This is a genomic window from Pseudomonas sp. GXZC, from assembly GCF_026967615.1.
Classification (GTDB): Bacteria; Pseudomonadota; Gammaproteobacteria; order Pseudomonadales; family Pseudomonadaceae; genus Aquipseudomonas; species Aquipseudomonas azotoformans_A.
This window is the reverse complement of record NZ_CP114115.1, coordinates 6,710,530-6,725,489: the sequence shown is the minus strand read 5'-3', so window position 1 is coordinate 6,725,489 and position 14,960 is coordinate 6,710,530. Positions and strand designations below refer to the sequence as shown.

Annotated in this window: 15 protein-coding genes and 1 other RNA gene; 8 read left to right on the top strand and 8 right to left on the bottom strand. The window is 62.7% G+C overall.

Annotation, left to right across the window (positions count from 1 at the left end; genetic code table 11):
- The 4 genes from OZ428_RS31875 to OZ428_RS31860 form a co-directional block, all read right to left on the bottom strand.
- Positions 1-1,116, bottom strand: coding sequence for an ABC transporter permease (locus tag OZ428_RS31875; protein ID WP_133075521.1), 1,116 nt, complete (start codon positions 1,114-1,116; stop codon positions 1-3).
- The gene (rbbA, locus tag OZ428_RS31870; RefSeq protein WP_269132267.1) at positions 1,116-3,833 is read right to left on the bottom strand and encodes a ribosome-associated ATPase/putative transporter RbbA; all 2,718 of its coding nucleotides are present in this window, start codon (positions 3,831-3,833) and stop codon (positions 1,116-1,118) included. The genes OZ428_RS31875 and rbbA overlap by 1 nt, the downstream gene beginning before the upstream one ends.
- Positions 3,830-4,795, bottom strand: coding sequence for an HlyD family secretion protein (locus OZ428_RS31865; protein WP_133075519.1), 966 nt, complete (start codon positions 4,793-4,795; stop codon positions 3,830-3,832). The genes rbbA and OZ428_RS31865 overlap by 4 nt, the downstream gene beginning before the upstream one ends.
- Positions 4,796-4,864: 69 nt before the next feature.
- Positions 4,865-5,314: an EVE domain-containing protein gene (locus OZ428_RS31860; protein WP_038843174.1), complete on the bottom strand. Its 450-nt coding sequence runs from the start codon at positions 5,312-5,314 to the stop codon at positions 4,865-4,867.
- Positions 5,315-5,509: 195 nt separating this feature from the next.
- Here OZ428_RS31860 and OZ428_RS31855 point away from each other — a divergent pair, with 195 nt between their 5' ends.
- Entirely contained in the window at positions 5,510-5,659 is a 150-nt protein-coding gene (locus OZ428_RS31855; RefSeq protein ID WP_010207387.1) for a hypothetical protein, read from the top strand.
- Positions 5,660-5,666: 7 nt separating this feature from the next.
- Here OZ428_RS31855 and OZ428_RS31850 read toward each other — a convergent pair whose 3' ends face one another.
- The 4 genes from OZ428_RS31850 to OZ428_RS31835 form a co-directional block, all read right to left on the bottom strand.
- Positions 5,667-6,296, bottom strand: coding sequence for a 5-formyltetrahydrofolate cyclo-ligase (locus OZ428_RS31850; protein WP_269132266.1), 630 nt, complete (start codon positions 6,294-6,296; stop codon positions 5,667-5,669).
- A 57-nt stretch (positions 6,297-6,353) separates the two neighbouring features.
- Positions 6,354-6,532, bottom strand: a non-coding RNA gene (ssrS, locus tag OZ428_RS31845) — 6S RNA.
- 30 nt (positions 6,533-6,562) lie between these two features.
- Entirely contained in the window at positions 6,563-6,880 is a 318-nt protein-coding gene (locus OZ428_RS31840) for a cell division protein ZapA (RefSeq protein WP_003176812.1), read from the bottom strand.
- Positions 6,877-7,086, bottom strand: a complete 210-nt coding sequence (locus OZ428_RS31835; protein ID WP_007982902.1) for a TIGR02449 family protein — start codon at positions 7,084-7,086, stop codon at positions 6,877-6,879. Before OZ428_RS31835 ends, OZ428_RS31840 begins: the two co-directional genes overlap by 4 nt.
- Before the next feature lie 138 nt (positions 7,087-7,224).
- Here OZ428_RS31835 and OZ428_RS31830 point away from each other — a divergent pair, with 138 nt between their 5' ends.
- The 7 genes from OZ428_RS31830 (at position 7,225) to OZ428_RS31800 (ending at position 14,914) form a co-directional block, all read left to right on the top strand.
- Positions 7,225-7,782 (top strand): YecA/YgfB family protein, encoded by a 558-nt coding sequence (locus OZ428_RS31830; protein WP_021492630.1) that lies wholly within the window; start codon positions 7,225-7,227, stop codon positions 7,780-7,782.
- Positions 7,783-7,802: 20 nt separating this feature from the next.
- The gene (gene pepP / locus OZ428_RS31825) at positions 7,803-9,125 is read left to right on the top strand and encodes a Xaa-Pro aminopeptidase (protein WP_133075518.1); all 1,323 of its coding nucleotides are present in this window, start codon (positions 7,803-7,805) and stop codon (positions 9,123-9,125) included.
- Positions 9,122-10,309 carry a 2-octaprenyl-6-methoxyphenyl hydroxylase gene (ubiH, locus tag OZ428_RS31820; protein WP_269132265.1) on the top strand — a complete coding sequence of 396 codons (1,188 nt, stop codon included), beginning with the start codon at positions 9,122-9,124 and terminating at the stop codon, positions 10,307-10,309. The genes pepP and ubiH overlap by 4 nt, the downstream gene beginning before the upstream one ends.
- Entirely contained in the window at positions 10,302-10,787 is a 486-nt protein-coding gene (locus OZ428_RS31815) for a DUF4442 domain-containing protein (RefSeq protein ID WP_016978971.1), read from the top strand. The genes ubiH and OZ428_RS31815 overlap by 8 nt, the downstream gene beginning before the upstream one ends.
- 9 nt (positions 10,788-10,796) lie before the next feature.
- Entirely contained in the window at positions 10,797-12,014 is a 1,218-nt protein-coding gene (locus tag OZ428_RS31810; protein ID WP_167351277.1) for a 2-octaprenyl-3-methyl-6-methoxy-1,4-benzoquinol hydroxylase, read from the top strand.
- A 95-nt stretch (positions 12,015-12,109) separates the two neighbouring features.
- Entirely contained in the window at positions 12,110-13,114 is a 1,005-nt protein-coding gene (locus OZ428_RS31805; protein ID WP_133075516.1) for an extracellular solute-binding protein, read from the top strand.
- A gap of 183 nt (positions 13,115-13,297) precedes the next feature.
- Complete coding sequence (locus OZ428_RS31800; protein WP_269132264.1) at positions 13,298-14,914, top strand: ABC transporter permease; 1,617 nt, start codon at positions 13,298-13,300, stop codon at positions 14,912-14,914.
- Positions 14,915-14,960 lie beyond the last annotated feature (46 nt).

Below are 14,960 nucleotides of genomic sequence, written 5' to 3'. Positions count from 1 at the left end.
TCAGGAAGCCAGGCTCTTCCTGAACCGCGCCAGTGCCACCGCAAAAAAAACCAACCCAATCCCCGCCAGCGCCAGCAAATCCGGCCACACCACGCTCACTCCCGCATCCCGAAACAGAATCGCCGCACTCAAACTCACAAAATGCGTCGACGGCGACCCTTGCATCACCCACTGCAACCACTCGGGCATGCTGTCCAACGGCGTACTGCCGCCGGAGAGCAGCAGCATTGGAATGATCACCGGGATTGCCAGCAGGCCGAACTGTGGCGTCGATCGTGCGAGCGTCGCCAGGAAAATCCCCAAGGCCGTACTGGCAAACAAGTACAGCGCCGTCACGAACAGAAACAGGCTCAACGACCCCGCCAGCGGCACGCCGAGCAACCCTTTGACCACCACTTCCAACGACAGCCAGGTACAGAGCACCACCACCAGCATGTTGCTCCAGATTTTCGCCAGCATGATTTCCAGCGCCGTCAGCGGCAGCACCAGCAGATGGTCGAGGGTGCCGTGTTCGCGTTCGCGCAGCAGGGCGGTGCCGGTCAGGATAATGGCGAGGATGGTGATGTTGTTGACGATCTGGATCACCGCCAAAAACCATCCACCCTCCAGGTTGGTGTTGAACAGCGCGCGCGTCGTGAGCAGGGCGGGCGCCTGGTTGGCGGCGGCTTGCCCGCTGTAGGTCAGCAATTCGCGCTGGAAAATCCGCCCGATGTAGCCCGCGCCCATGAACGCTTGGCTCATGGCCGTGGCGTCTACGTTCACCTGCACGCCGGGTTGGCGGCCGGCCAGCAGGTCAGCCTGGAAGTTCGCCGGCACATTGATCACGAAGGTGTATTCGCCGCTGTCCATGACCTTGTCCAACTGGTCATAGGCCAACGGCGTTGGGGCCTGAAACTCGGGCGGCTGCAGCGCCTCGGCCAGTTGTCGCGACAGCGAACTGTGGTCTTCATCGACAAACGCCACGCTGGCGTTGTGCACACCGATCACCGAGCCGGCGGCGGGCATATAGATGGCGACGGTGAAGGCGTAGAACAGAAACAGCAGCAACACGCTGTCATGGCGCAGGCTGGTCAGCTCCTTGATTCCCAGGCGCAGGATGTGCGCGAACTTATGCATCAGGCCTCCTGCTTCTTGAGCATGACCAGGCTCAGCCCGGTAAACCCGACAAAGAACCCGAACAGCGCCAGGCACTGCGGCCATAACTGGCGCAGGTCCAGGGCCTTGGTGAAGGTGCCCACGGCGACATCCAGGAAGTGCCCCGCCGGAAACAGCATGCCCATCAACGCCGCCGCGCCTTCCAGGGACGAGCGTGGCACGATCAGCCCGGAGAATTGAATGGTCGGCAGGCTGGTGATGATCATGGTGCCGAGGATCGCCGCGATCTGAGTGCGGGTGAACGCCGAAATCAGCAGGCCCATGCTGGTGGTCGCCAGCACATAGAGCAGGCCGCCGAACGCCAGCGTCAGGCCGCTGCCCTTGAACGGCACGCCGAACAGCCAGCGGTTCATCGCCACCAGCACTGCCAGGTTGACCAGGCTCACGGCCAGGTACGGCGCCTGTTTGCCGAGCAGGAACTCCAGGCGGGTCAGGGGCGTGGCGTAGAAGTTGGTGATCGAGCCCAGTTCCTTCTCGCGCACGATGCCGAGGGCGGTGAGCATCGCTGGGATAAACGCCAGGATCAGCGCCATCACACCGGGGCCGATGGCGTTGACGCTGACCACGTCCTGGTTATAGCGAAAGCGCGTTTCCAGCTTGGCGGCCGCTGGGTTGTTGCGCGGCAGGCTGCTCAGTTCGGCCAGTTGCTGAAGGTTCTCCTGGTGCACGGCCTCGACATAATTGCGGCTGGTTTCCGCGCGAAACGGCATGCCGCCATCGAGCCAGGCGGCCACGCTGGGCTGGCGGCCGGCGTAGAGATCGCGGCCAAAGCCCGGTGGGATCTCCAGGGCCAATTTGATTTCCGAACGTTGCAGGCGCCGGTGCAATTCAGTTGAGTCCTGAATCGGCGGTTGCTCGGCGAAGTAGCGTGAGCTTCGGAACGCCTCCAGGTAGGCGCGGCTTTGCGGCGTCTGGTCCTGGTCGTAGACGGCGAAAGCGAGTTTCTCCACATCCAGGGAAATGCCGTAGCCGAAGATCACCATCATGAACATCGCGCCCAGCAACGCGAAGGCCATGCGTACCTTGTCGCGCAGCAGTTCTTTGCCTTCGCGGCTGGCCACCGCCAACAGGCGGGCCAGGCTGAAACCGCGTTTGCTCACCGGCGGCGCGCTGGTTTCGCTGACGGTTGCGGCGGGCGCCGTGGGCTCAGGTTCGCCTTGGGCCTGTTCCAGGCAGGTGACGAACGCCGCTTCCAAGGTGTCGCCCTGGAATTGTCGTTGCAGCGCTTGCGGCGTATCGCAGGCGAGCACTTTACCCGCGTGCATCAGGGAAATGCGGTCGCAGCGCTGGGCCTCGTTCATAAAGTGCGTGGACAGGAAAATCGTCACACCTTGTTCGCGGGACAGCTCGATCAGCAATCGCCAGAAATCATCTCGCGCCGCCGGGTCGACGCCCGACGTGGGTTCATCGAGGATCAGCACTTCCGGGCGATGCAGCACTGCCACGGCCAATGACAAACGTTGACGCAAGCCGAGGGGCAGTTCGCCGGAGGGCTGTTCGGCCACGTCACCGAGATCGAAACGCTGGATCAGCTCATCGATGCGCGGGCCGCTGTCAGCCTTGGGCAGGTCGAACAATTGCGCATGCAGCACCAGGTTCTGGCGCACGCTGAGTTCGCCATACAGCGAGAAGCTTTGCGACATGAAACCCACGCGCTTGCGGGTGGCCAGGTCCTTGGCGTTTACCGGATTGCCCAGCAGCGTCGCACTGCCTTCGGTGGCCGGCATCAGCCCGGTGAGCACCTTCATAGTGGTGGTCTTGCCGCAGCCGTTGGAGCCGAGGAAGCCGAAGATCTCGCCGCGGCCAATGGCGAAGCTGACCTTGTTCACGGCGGTAAAATCGCCGAAGCGCAGGGTCAGGTCGTGGGCTTCGATGGCGATATCGGTGTTGTTGCTTTCCCTGGGCGGAATCACCAGCGGCTGGTTGTTGTGGGCGCTGTCGCCCTGGAAGTGGGTGAAGGCGTCATCCAGTTTGCCGCTGGCGGTTGCGCCCGCCAATTCACGGCTTAGGCCGTCTGCGATCAGCTTGCCGCGATCAAGCATCAAGCAATGTTCGAATTGCTCGGCTTCTTCCATGTAGGCCGTGGCCACCAGCAGCGTCAGTTGCGGGCGTTCTTGGCGGACGCTTTCGACCAGCTCCCAGAAGCGCCGGCGTGACAGTGGGTCGACGCCGGTGGTGGGCTCGTCGAGGATCAACAGGTCCGGGTCGTGGATCAGCGCGCAACACAGGCCGAGTTTCTGCTTCATCCCGCCGGAGAGCTTGCCGGCCGGGCGTTCAGCGAAGCGCGCAAGGTCGGTGGCCAGCAGCAGGTTGTGCATGCGCTGGTCGCAGTCGGCTTTCGACAGGCCAAACAACGTGGCAAAGAAACGGATGTTCTCGCTGATGGACAACTCGGGATACAAGTTGCCGCCCAGCCCTTGAGGCATAAAGGCGATGCGCGGGTACAGGCTGTTGCGGTGGCGGCGGTCTTCAATCGCACCGCCCAGCACTTGCAGTTGACCGTCCTGGAGCTTTTTGACCCCGGCGATCAAGCCCAGCAGGCTCGACTTGCCCGCGCCATCCGGCCCGATCAACCCGCAACGCGTCCCGGCTGGCAGGCTGAACGTAATGTCGAGCAGGGCCTGTTGCTTGCCGTAGCGATGGTTGATCGCCGTGGCTTGCAGCGCCAGGCCGGTCATTGCAGGTTGGCCGGCCAGTCGATATCAGCCGTGCGCACGTAGCCGGCGCCGGGCATGCCGGGTTTGGCTTGGGGCACGGCGCTGGGTTGAGTCAGGCGCAGTTTGACGCGGAACACCAGTTTCTGGCGTTCGTCGCGGGTTTCCACTTCCTTGGGGGTGAACTGGGATTTGGCGGCGACAAAGCTGATCTTCGCCGGCAGCGGTTGGTCGGGCAGGGCGTCGAGCAGAATGCGCGCGTCGCTGCCGACGGTGAGGCGGCCGGTGACGGAGGCCGGCAGGTAGAGATTCATGTATTGGTCGTTGGGGTCGATCAGCAACAGGACGCGCCCGCCCGCGCCGAGCACTTCGCCCGGCTCGGCCAGGCGCAGTTGGATAATCCCGTCGATGGGCGCGCGCAGGCTGCTGTCATCGATCTCACTGGTGAGCTGGGCGACCTGGGCTTCGGCGGCGCCAATCGCCGCCTTCACCGAATTGACTTGGGCTTGCGCGGCAATCACGGCGGCGTTGCCGGTGTTCTGCCGTGCCTGCTGTTGGTCAATCAACTGGCTGCTGGCGAAGCCGCGCTTGTACAGCTCCTGGGTGCGCTTGAGTTCCTGTTTGGCCAGCAGTTGCTCGCTCTGGCGCAATTGCACGTTGGCCTCGGCGGCCGCGAAGTTTTCCTTGGCGCGTAGCACTTCGGCTTCGGCCTGGGCGCGCTGGGCTTCCAGCGTGCGGGTGTCCATGCGTGCGAGCAGTTGGCCTTTGAGGACCTTGTCGCCTTCGTCCACGCGTACTTCGGCCAGGCGGCCGGGGATCTTGGCGGCGATCTGCACTTCGGTGGATTCCAGGCGGCCATTGCCCATGCTCAGGCCTTCGGGCAGGCGGTCCTGGGTGGAGCGCCAGTAACCGAAGCCGCCGGCGCCCAGCAACAGGGCAATGAGGGCGATGGCGAAAAGGCGTGAGGCGTGGTGGTTCGTCGACATGGCTGCTTCCTGCGGCATTAGCGTCCTAGTTTGAGCGGTTTGCCCCGGTGGGGCTTTGATACCGGTCAGTTAAAGCAAATTGATCACGGCGGCCCATTGCTCGGGCGTGACGGCCATCACTGAAAGGCGGCTGCCTTTTTGCACCAGGGGCAGTTCGGCAAGGGCGGCTTGTTGTTTGAGGTAGCCCAGGCCAAGCACGTTGGGGAAGGTCTGGACGTGGGCGACGTTGATCGCGCTCCACGGATTTTTTTCCGGAGTGGCCTTGGCGTCGAAGTAGTGGCTTTCGGGCTCCAGCGCGGTGGGGTCCGGGTAGGCCGCCTCGACGATTTTGCCGATGCCGGCAATGCCCGGCTCCGGGCAACTGGAGTGGTAGAAGAAAAATTGGTCACCCACCGCCATGGCACGCAGGAAGTTGCGCGCCTGGTAGTTGCGCACCCCGTCCCAGCGCGCTTCGCCGAGCTTTTCCAGGCCTTTGATAGAGAGTTCGTCGGGCTCGGATTTCATCAGCCAATAGGCCATTTTGGGGCTCCTGAAAAAAGCAGTGGGCAAGTTGTCAGGCAATTTGATGACAAACCGACAGTCGGTTGGCGCCAAGGTTTGCGTGTTGGTTCACGTTACCGCAGAATGCCGGCTTTTAAAGCTTGACGCAGCTGCAACGGACTACTTTGGAACGTTGTTGTCATCGTGTACGAGGTGCCTGCAGGGGGGCAATCGATGCAACGTAAACCGGATTTACTATGGATTTTGGTGATTTTGTTTGGTCTGGGCGTCGTGACCACCGGGTATGCCCAAAGCTTATGGTCGAACAAGACCGATGCGCCCGTCGAACTGGCTCAGCAGCAGCCGCAACCGTTCAAACGCTGACTCTTCTTCAAGGCGCCGCTGATTCCAGTGGCGTCTTCGCACTATACCAATGCTTATCGGTAACGGTGCCCGCCAACGGCACATCCCAGCTTGCCTGTATCAATCGATCGACCTTTTGACATTCATGGGCCAGCCCCAACAGCGTCGGCTTGCGCCAGCTTTGGCGGCGCGCCAGGTAAGCCAGGCTGCGATCGTAGAACCCGCCGCCCATGCCCAGGCGTCCACCGGCATCATCGAACCCCACCAACGGCAGTAGCACCAGGTCCAAGGCCCAGACTTTGCGCTGGCGGCTGATATTCACCCGTGGCTCCAGGATGCGAAAGCGATTGTGCAGCAGCTTTTCCCCAGGCCTGACGCGCTGGAACACCATCTTGGTCCGTGGCCAGGCGCTGAGCACCGGCAGGTAAGTGGCCTTGCCCCGGCGCTGGGCAGCGCGCAGCAGCAGGCGCGGATCGATTTCACCGTCCGTCGGTAGATACAAAGAGATATGTTTGGCCCGGCGAAACAGCGGGTGCTGTGCCAGTTGCCGATACAGGCCCTGGGCGGCCTTGCGCTGCTCGCTCGGCGTGAGGGCGCGGCGGGCTTTGCGCAACATGCGTCGAAGTTGCGGACGGGAAAGCGGCGCAGGTTCGGTCATGGTTTCCGGCTCATAAAACAATGCCAGTCCGAGGACTGGCATTGAGTTTGGGAATTCAGGCTCCCCGACAGAGCCGCTGTCGACTTAGCCCTTGAACCCGAAAGTTCAAGGTGGAAGATGCAGTAGGCTTTAAGGCTTTCCGTCTAGCGGACATGCACACCAGCCCAACGTGCAACTTCCAGGGTAGTGCGAATCGGCTCAGGGACATCGCCGACTGGCAAACACGCCAGGGAGTGGGGCGAGTATACCTTAAACAGTCGCGGCAATCAGCCCTTGGGTGCGTCTGAATCGCTGGAAAGCACCAGATCGACACGCTCCAGCAGGTCACGCACCTGCTCACGCGTCGAGCCGCTGGCCTGCACGTCAGGGCGTTCCTGCTTATGCAGCAGATCGTGGGTAATGTTCAGCGCGGCCATCACGGCGATACGGTCGGCGCCGATCACTTTGCCGCTGCTGCGGATTTCACGCATCTTGCCATCCAGGTAGCGGGCGGCGCTCACCAGGTTGTTGCGCTCTTCCTGGGGGCAGATGATCGAATATTCTTTATCCAGGATCTGCACGGTGACGCTATTGCTTGAACTCATGAGTCTTGCTCCAGGGCCTTCAGGCGCGAAATCATCGATTCGACCTTACGCCGGGCGATTTCGTTTTTTTCAATGAGGTGAGCGCGTTCCTCGCGCCAGGTCTTTTCCTGAGCTAATAGGAGTCCGTTTTGACTCTTTAGTTGCTCGACCCGGGTAATTAGCAATTCGAGTCTGGCCATCAGCGCTTGCAGGTCGGTGTCTTCCATTGGGTTCCACTGGATTTGTCTGATGAATGGCAACTGCAGGATAAACGATCTGACGCCCTTGATAGTCTTGGTACGTCTGCCGGTGCTAGGATACAGCGCTCCATTCTAGACATTGCGCCGTCTGGCGCCTAGCTCACCATGCCTATTCAGAACTCCCCGTACGACGCTTTTTCCAAACTGCTGAGCACCAGCGGCCACCCTTGCTCGCCTGCTGAACTGCACGGCGTATTGCTGGGCCGCAGCTGCACCGGCGTTGGCTTTGATGCCGACAACTGGCTGGCTGACGTGGCCGAGCTGCTTGAGACCGAGCCGACCGACAACGTGCGTAACGCGCTGATCGGCCTGCAAGAGATGGTCAAGGGCGAGCTGACCGGTGATGACGTCACCGTGGTCCTGCTGCTGCCGACCGACGATGCGCCGCTCGCCGAACGCGCCGCTGCCCTGGGCCAATGGTGCCAAGGCTTCCTCCACGGTTTCGGCGTCAACGCCGGCGGCCTGGAACTGAGCACCGACGCCAAGGAAGTGTTGCAGGATTTGGCAGCGATCTCCCAGGTGCAAGACGCTCTGGAAGAGTCCGAAGACGGCGAAGGCGACTACATGGAAGTCATGGAATACCTGCGCGTCGCGCCGCTGCTGCTGTTCACCGAGACCAAGAAGTCCGCTGAGCCCGCTGCGCCCAAGCCTTCGCTGCACTAAGAAAGGAAGCCCATCTGCCCATGATCCATATCCCCCGAGCGGAATACACCCGACGCCGCAAGGCGCTCATGGCGCAGATGGAACCCAACAGCATCGCGATCCTGCCGGCCGCCGCCGTGGCGATCCGCAATCGCGATGTCGAGCACGTATACCGCCAGGACAGCGACTTCCAGTACCTGAGCGGTTTCCCCGAGCCGGAAGCGGTGATCGTGCTGATGCCCGGTCGCCAGCACGGCGAGTACGTGCTGTTCTGCCGCGAGCGCAACGCCGAACGCGAACTGTGGGACGGCCTGCGCGCCGGCACCGAAGGCGCGATCCGTGACTTTGGCGCCGACGACGCGTTCCCCATCACCGATATCGACGACATCCTGCCCGGCCTCATCGAAGGTCGCGATCGGGTGTACTCGGCCATGGGCAGCAATGCCGAGTTCGACCGGCACCTGATGGAATGGATCAACGTGATCCGCTCCAAGGCCCACCTGGGCGCCCAGCCGCCGAACGAATTCGTTGCCCTGGATCATCTGCTCCACGACATGCGCCTGTATAAATCGGCGGCAGAAGTGAAGGTGATGCGCGAGGCCGCGCGAATCTCCTGCGCGGCCCACGTGAAGGCGATGCAAGCCAGCCGCGCCGGCCTGTATGAGTTCAGCCTGGAAGCCGAACTGGATTATGAGTTCCGCAAAGGCGGCGCGAAAATGCCGGCCTACGGCTCCATAGTCGCCGCCGGGCGCAACAGCTGCATCCTGCATTACCAGCAGAATGACGCGCTGCTCAAGGACGGCGACCTGGTGCTGATTGACGCCGGTTGCGAGATTGACTGCTACGCGAGCGACATCACCCGCACCTGGCCGGTCAATGGCAAATTTTCGCCGGAACAGAAGGCGATCTACGAAATTGTGCTGGCTTCCCAGGAGGCCGCGTTTGCCGAGATCGCTCCGGATAAACATTGGAACCAGGCGCATGAGGCCACCGTGCAGGTGATTACTGCCGGTCTGGTGAAGCTGGGGTTGCTGCAGGGTGACGTCGACGAGCTGATCGCCAGCGAAGCCTATAAAGCCTTCTATATGCACCGCGCTGGCCACTGGCTGGGCATGGATGTGCATGATGTGGGCGAGTACAAAGTGGGCGGTGAGTGGCGGGTGCTGGAAGTCGGCATGGCGCTGACCGTAGAGCCGGGCATTTATATTTCGCCGGACAACCCGAATGTGGCAAAGAAATGGCGTGGCATTGGCGTACGCATCGAGGACGACGTGGTAGTGACCAAGCAAGGCTGTGAAATCCTGACCGGCGGCGTGCCTAAGACCGTCGCTGAAATTGAAGCGCTGATGGCGGCTGCCCGATGAGCCGGGTCAACCTGGCAATCATTGGCGGCGGCCTGGTCGGCGCCAGCCTGGCGCTGGCGTTGCAGGCCGGGGCCAAGGCGCGGGGCTGGAAGATCGTGCTGATCGAACCCTTCGCGCCGGGCGACAGCTACCAGCCGAGCTACGATGCGCGCTCTTCGGCGCTGTCCTACGGCGCCCGGCAGATCTATCAGCGCCTGGGTTTGTGGCAAGAGATTTCGCGCCGCGCCGAGCCGATCAAGCAGATTCATGTGTCCGACCGTGGGCGTTTCTCCACCGCGCGCCTGTCCGCCATGGAAGAGGGCGTGCCGGCCCTCGGCTATGTGGTGGAAAACGCCTGGTTGGGCCAATGCCTGTGGCAAGGCCTGGACAAAGAGGTGGTCAGCTGGCGTTGCCCGGCCGAAGTCACACGCATGGAACCGCTGCCCGATGGCTACCGCCTGACCCTCAATGATGAAACCGTGTTGGAGTGCGACCTCGCCGTGCTGGCTGACGGTGGCCGTTCCGGCTTGCGCGAGCAATTGGGCATCGGCGTGAAAACCCGCCCGTACAACCAGAGCGCACTGATCGCCAACATCACCCCCAGCGAATCCCATAACGGCGAAGCCTTCGAGCGTTTCACCGATGAAGGCCCGATGGCCTTGCTGCCGCTGCCGGACAACCGCTGCGCACTGGTGTGGACGCGCATCGGCATGGACGCGCAACGCCTGGCCAATCTCGACGAGCGCAGCTTTTTGAGCGAGTTGCAGGGCGTGTTCGGCTACCGCCTGGGCACGCTGAAGCAAGTCGGCGCCCGTCATCTGTACCCGCTGACACTGGTTGAAGCCGAGGAGCAAGTGCGCTCCCACCTGGCGATCCTCGGCAACGCGGCCCACAGCCTGCACCCGATTGCGGGGCAGGGCTTCAACCTGTCCCTGCGTGATGCAAATGCATTGGCTGAAGCCTTGTTGGCGGGACCGCAAGTGCCGGGCGACCTGGCCACCTTGCAGGGTTATCGCGAGCGCCAGCGCCTGGATCAGAAGCTCACCGTGGGTTTCTCCGACCAGGTCACGCGCCTGTTTGGCAGCGCCCAGCCGTTGGTCGCCCTGGGGCGCAACATGGGCCTGCTGGGCCTGGACTTGCTGCCGCCGGCCAAACGCTGGTTCGCGCGTCAGGCCATGGGCCTGGGTACACGTCCCGATGCGTAACTGGTTGATTGAGCGCCTGGGCAAGGCGCGGTTATTGCGCTGGTTCCTGAGCCTGTACCCGCCGTACCTCGGCGCGGGTGTACGGGTGCAAGAACTGAGCGCGGACTTCCGGCATGTCAAAGTGCGCATGGGCCTGGGCTGGTACAACCGCAATTACGTCGGTACGCAGTTTGGCGGCAGCCTGTATTCGATGGTCGACCCGTTCTACATGCTGCTGTTGATGGAGAACCTGGGCCGCGACTACATCGTGTGGGACAAGGCGGCGAGTATCGATTTCATTTCGCCGGGCAAAGGCCCGGTGTATGCCGAGTTTTCCATCGATGATGCCTTGCTCGATGAGATCCGACGGCAGACCGAAGGGGGCGAGAAGTACCTGCCCCACCTCAAGGTCCAGATTCATGATGGCTCCGGCACCCTGGTGGCGCGAGTCGACAAAACCCTTTACGTGCGGCGCAAGCCGCCAGCGAGACAGGCTTAAAGCATGGACATGCGCGCAGATGTGCTGATTGTCGGGGCCGGAATGGTCGGAAGCGCCCTGGCGCTGGCGTTGCAGGGCAGTGGCCTGCAGGTGCTGCTGCTCGACGGCAGCCCGCTGAGCGTCAAGCCGTTCGACCGCGAGGCCGCATTCGAACCCCGCGTGAGCGCCTTGTCGGCCGCCAGCCAGCGCATCCTCGAGCGCCTGGGCGTTTGGGACGGCATCGTCTCGCGCCGTGCCAGCCCTTATGGCGAGATGCAAGTGTGGGACGGCAGCGGCACCGGGCAGATCCACTTTTCGGCCGCCAGTGTGCATGCCGAGGTGCTGGGGCATATCGTCGAGAACCGCGTGGTGCAGGATGCGCTGCTCGACCGCCTGCACGACTGCGACCTGGGCCTGCTGGCCAATGCACGTCTGGAACAGATGCGCCGCTCCGGCGATGACTGGCTGCTGACCCTGGCCGACGGCCGCACGTTGCGTGCGCCGTTGGTGGTGGCTGCCGATGGCGCCAATTCCGCCGTGCGCCGCCTGACCGGCACCGCGACCCGCGAATGGGATTACCTGCATAACGCCATCGTCACCAGCGTACGCAGCAGCCAGCCGCACCAACGTACGGCGTGGCAACGCTTTACCGACACCGGCCCGCTGGCATTCTTGCCGCTGGTGCGGGACGGGCAGGAAGATTGGTGTTCGATCGTCTGGTCGACCACGCCGGCTGAATCCGAGCGCTTGATGGCGCTGGATGATGAAAGTTTCTGCCGTGAGCTGGAGCGCGCCTTCGAAGGGCGGCTCGGCACGGTGTTGAGCGCCGACCCGCGCGTCTGCGTGCCACTGCGCCAGCGTCACGCCAAGCGCTATGTGGCCGAAGGCCTGGCGTTGATTGGCGACGCGGCGCACGTCATCCATCCCTTGGCGGGACAGGGCGTGAACCTGGGTTTCCTGGATGCGGCGACACTGGCTGAAGTCTTGTTGTCTGCGACCGAGCGCGGCGAGCGCCTGGCCGATGTGAAGGTGCTGAGCCGCTACGAGCGTCGACGCATGCCGCACAACCTGGCGTTGATGGCGGCGATGGAGGGTTTTGAGCGACTGTTCCAGGCCGATCAACTGCCGCTGCGCTGGTTGCGCAACGCTGGTTTGAAAATGGTCGACCAGATGCCCGAGGCCAAGGCCGTCTTTGTGCGCCAGGCGCTGGGTCTGAGCGGGGATCTGCCGGAGCTGGCCCAGCCCTGAAACAGTCGTGCAACATCTGGTAACGCCTCCACCAAGCGCTACCAAATGTGAGTCCTTATCATTTGCCCTCTTTTTGCAAATGAGAGACCGCACCCATGTTGGCACCCAAGCGCCTCCTGACTGCCCTGGCACTCACCCTGATCGGCAGCACCACCGTGCAGGCCGCCGACGAAGTGGTGGTCTACTCCTCGCGCATCGACGAACTGATCAAACCGGTGTTCGACGCCTACACCAAGAAAACCGGCGTGCAGGTGAAGTTCATCACCGACAAGGAAGCCCCGCTGATGCAGCGCATCAAGGCCGAGGGCGAAAACGCCACCGCCGACCTGCTGCTCACCGTCGATGCCGGCAACCTCTGGCAGGCTGAGCAAATGGGCATCCTGCAACCGTTCACCTCTGAGGTGATCGACAAGAACATTCCCCTGCAATACCGCTCTTCCAAACACACCTGGACCGGCCTGAGCCTGCGCGCGCGGACCATCGCCTATTCCACCGACCGGGTAAAACCGGGCGACCTCACCACCTACGAAGCCCTGGCCGACAAACAGTGGGAAGGCCGCCTGTGCCTGCGCACGGCGAAAAAGGTCTACAACCAGTCGCTGACCGCCACCCTGATCGAAACCCACGGTGCGGCCAAGACCGAAGAAATCGTCAAGGGCTGGGTGAACAACCTGTCCACCGACGTGTTCTCCGATGACATCGCCGTGCTGGAAGCCATCAACGCCGGGCAGTGCGACGTGGGCATCGTCAACACCTACTACTATGGCCGCCTGCACAAACAGAAGCCGGACCTGGCGGTAAAACTGTTCTGGCCGAACCAGGGCGACCGTGGTGTGCACGTGAACCTGTCGGGCATCGGCCTGACCCAACACGCTCCGCACCCGGAAGCCGCCAAGGCACTGGTGGAGTGGATGACCACGCCTGAGGCGCAGAAGATTTTTGCCGACGTGAACCAGGAGTTCCCGGCCAACCCGGCCGTGCCGCCGTCGGCGGAAGTGGCGACCTGGGGCAAGTTCGTGGCGGACACCTTGCCGGTGGAAGTGGCGGGCAAGCGCCAGGCTGAGGCGATCCGGTTGATGGATCGGGCTGGCTGGAACTAAGTACACTCTGTAGGACACCGCAGTCCTAAATGTGGGAGCGGGCTTGCTGTGGTGAGCGGGCTTGCCCTGCGCTGGGCTGCGAAGCAGCCCCATAGGATCTCCAGTCAACCCATCGAGGAACAAGCCCGCTCCCACATTGGTTAGCGGCGCCTTGAAAATCTTTATTATTCTGAGAGTTTCTCATTGGCCCACCCCGCCCAACGCCGCTGGTACCTGCCGGTCTTCACCGTCGCTGCCCTGGTGCTGCTGCCGCTGAGCGTGCTGTTGCTGTCCTGGCAAAGCATCGATGCACAAATCTGGTCCCACCTCTGGGAAACCCAGATGCCGCGCCTGCTGGGCAACACCCTGACCCTAGTGTTGGGTGTCGGCGTCGGCGTGACCCTGCTGGGCGTGAGCCTGGCCTGGCTGACCAGCCTCTGCGAGTTCCCCGGCCGGCGCTGGCTCGATTGGGCGTTGATGCTGCCGTTCGCCATTCCCGCCTACGTTCTGGCTTTTGTGTTTGTCGGCTTGCTGGATTTCTCCGGCCCGGTGCAAACCCTGCTGCGCGAATGGTTTGGCAGTGGCTTGAGGCTGCCTCGGGTGCGTTCCACCAGCGGTGTGATCATCGTGTTGGTGCTGGTGTTCTATCCCTACGTTTATCTGCTGGCGCGCAGCGCATTCCTGGCCCAGGGCAAAGGCCTGATGGAAGCGGCGCGGGTGTTGGGGCAATCGCCGTGGCGCGCGTTCTGGCATGTGGCGCTGCCCATGGCACGGCCGGCGATTGGCGCCGGGGTGGCGTTGGCATTGATGGAGACCCTGGCGGATTTCGGCGCGGTCTCGGTATTTAACTTCGATACTTTCACCACCGCCATCTACAAGACCTGGTACGGCTTTTTCAGCCTGTCCAGCGCGGCCCAGTTGGCCAGCCTGTTGCTGTTGGTGGTGATGTTGGTGCTGTATGGCGAGCGGCGAGCACGGGGCGCCAGCCGACCGAGCAACGAACGGCCACGGGGCAAGGCGCTGTATCACCTGCGCGGGTTCAAAGCGGCAGCGGCGAGTAGTTGGTGTGGGCTGGTGTTCGCCTGTGCCTTTGTGATCCCGATGCTGCAACTGGTTGCCTGGTTCTGGCAGCGCGGTCGCTTCGATCTGGATGAGCGCTACTCCGGCCTGATTGTTCACACGCTTTATCTGGGCGGGATCGCTGCCCTGATCACAGTCAGCGTGGCGCTGGTGCTGGCCTTCGCCAACCGGCTGGCGCCGACGCGAGCGATTCGCTCCGGCATCAGCCTGGCCAATGTCGGTTATGCCTTGCCGGGTTCGGTGTTGGCGGTGTCGATCATGTTGGCGTTCAGCTATCTGGACCGTGAACTGGTGGTGCCGCTGTCCGGCTGGCTCGGCGGCGCGGGCAAGCCATTGCTGTTGGGCAGCCTGTCGGCGTTGGTGCTGGCGTATCTGGTGCGTTTCCTGGCGGTGGCCTATGGGCCGTTGGAAAACAGCCTGGCGCGCATCCGGCCCTCCCTGCCGGAAGCAGCACGCAGTCTTGGCGTCAGTGGCCCACGACTGTTTTGCAAAGTGTATCTGCCGCTGTTGCTGCCGGGGACCTTGAGTGCGGCACTGCTGGTGTTTGTCGATGTGCTCAAGGAAATGCCCGCGACCCTGCTGATGCGCCCGTTCGGCTGGGACACGCTGGCCGTGCGCATCTTTGAAATGACCAGTGAAGGCGAATGGGCACGGGCTTCTTTGCCCGCGTTGACACTGGTGCTGGTCGGCCTGTTGCCGGTGATCGGGCTGATTCGACGCTCCGCCCGGCAAATCGGTTAGGTGCCAGTCCTACGGCTTGCGGCTACAATGCGCGGCATTCGGTGCG

Coding starts and splice junctions, on each gene's coding strand:
- OZ428_RS31855 (WP_010207387.1), top strand. CDS start 5,510: ATGCAACGTAAACCGGATTTACTATGGATTTTGGTGATTTTGTTTGGT.
- OZ428_RS31805 (WP_133075516.1), top strand. CDS start 12,110: ATGTTGGCACCCAAGCGCCTCCTGACTGCCCTGGCACTCACCCTGATC.
- ubiH (WP_269132265.1), top strand. CDS start 9,122: ATGAGCCGGGTCAACCTGGCAATCATTGGCGGCGGCCTGGTCGGCGCC.
- OZ428_RS31840 (WP_003176812.1), bottom strand. CDS start 6,880: ATGAGTTCAAGCAATAGCGTCACCGTGCAGATCCTGGATAAAGAATAT.
- OZ428_RS31875 (WP_133075521.1), bottom strand. CDS start 1,116: ATGCATAAGTTCGCGCACATCCTGCGCCTGGGAATCAAGGAGCTGACC.
- OZ428_RS31850 (WP_269132266.1), bottom strand. CDS start 6,296: ATGACCGAACCTGCGCCGCTTTCCCGTCCGCAACTTCGACGCATGTTG.
- OZ428_RS31815 (WP_016978971.1), top strand. CDS start 10,302: ATGCGTAACTGGTTGATTGAGCGCCTGGGCAAGGCGCGGTTATTGCGC.
- OZ428_RS31860 (WP_038843174.1), bottom strand. CDS start 5,314: ATGGCCTATTGGCTGATGAAATCCGAGCCCGACGAACTCTCTATCAAA.
- OZ428_RS31865 (WP_133075519.1), bottom strand. CDS start 4,795: ATGTCGACGAACCACCACGCCTCACGCCTTTTCGCCATCGCCCTCATT.
- OZ428_RS31835 (WP_007982902.1), bottom strand. CDS start 7,086: ATGGAAGACACCGACCTGCAAGCGCTGATGGCCAGACTCGAATTGCTA.
- rbbA (WP_269132267.1), bottom strand. CDS start 3,833: ATGACCGGCCTGGCGCTGCAAGCCACGGCGATCAACCATCGCTACGGC.
- OZ428_RS31810 (WP_167351277.1), top strand. CDS start 10,797: ATGCGCGCAGATGTGCTGATTGTCGGGGCCGGAATGGTCGGAAGCGCC.
- OZ428_RS31830 (WP_021492630.1), top strand. CDS start 7,225: ATGCCTATTCAGAACTCCCCGTACGACGCTTTTTCCAAACTGCTGAGC.
- pepP (WP_133075518.1), top strand. CDS start 7,803: ATGATCCATATCCCCCGAGCGGAATACACCCGACGCCGCAAGGCGCTC.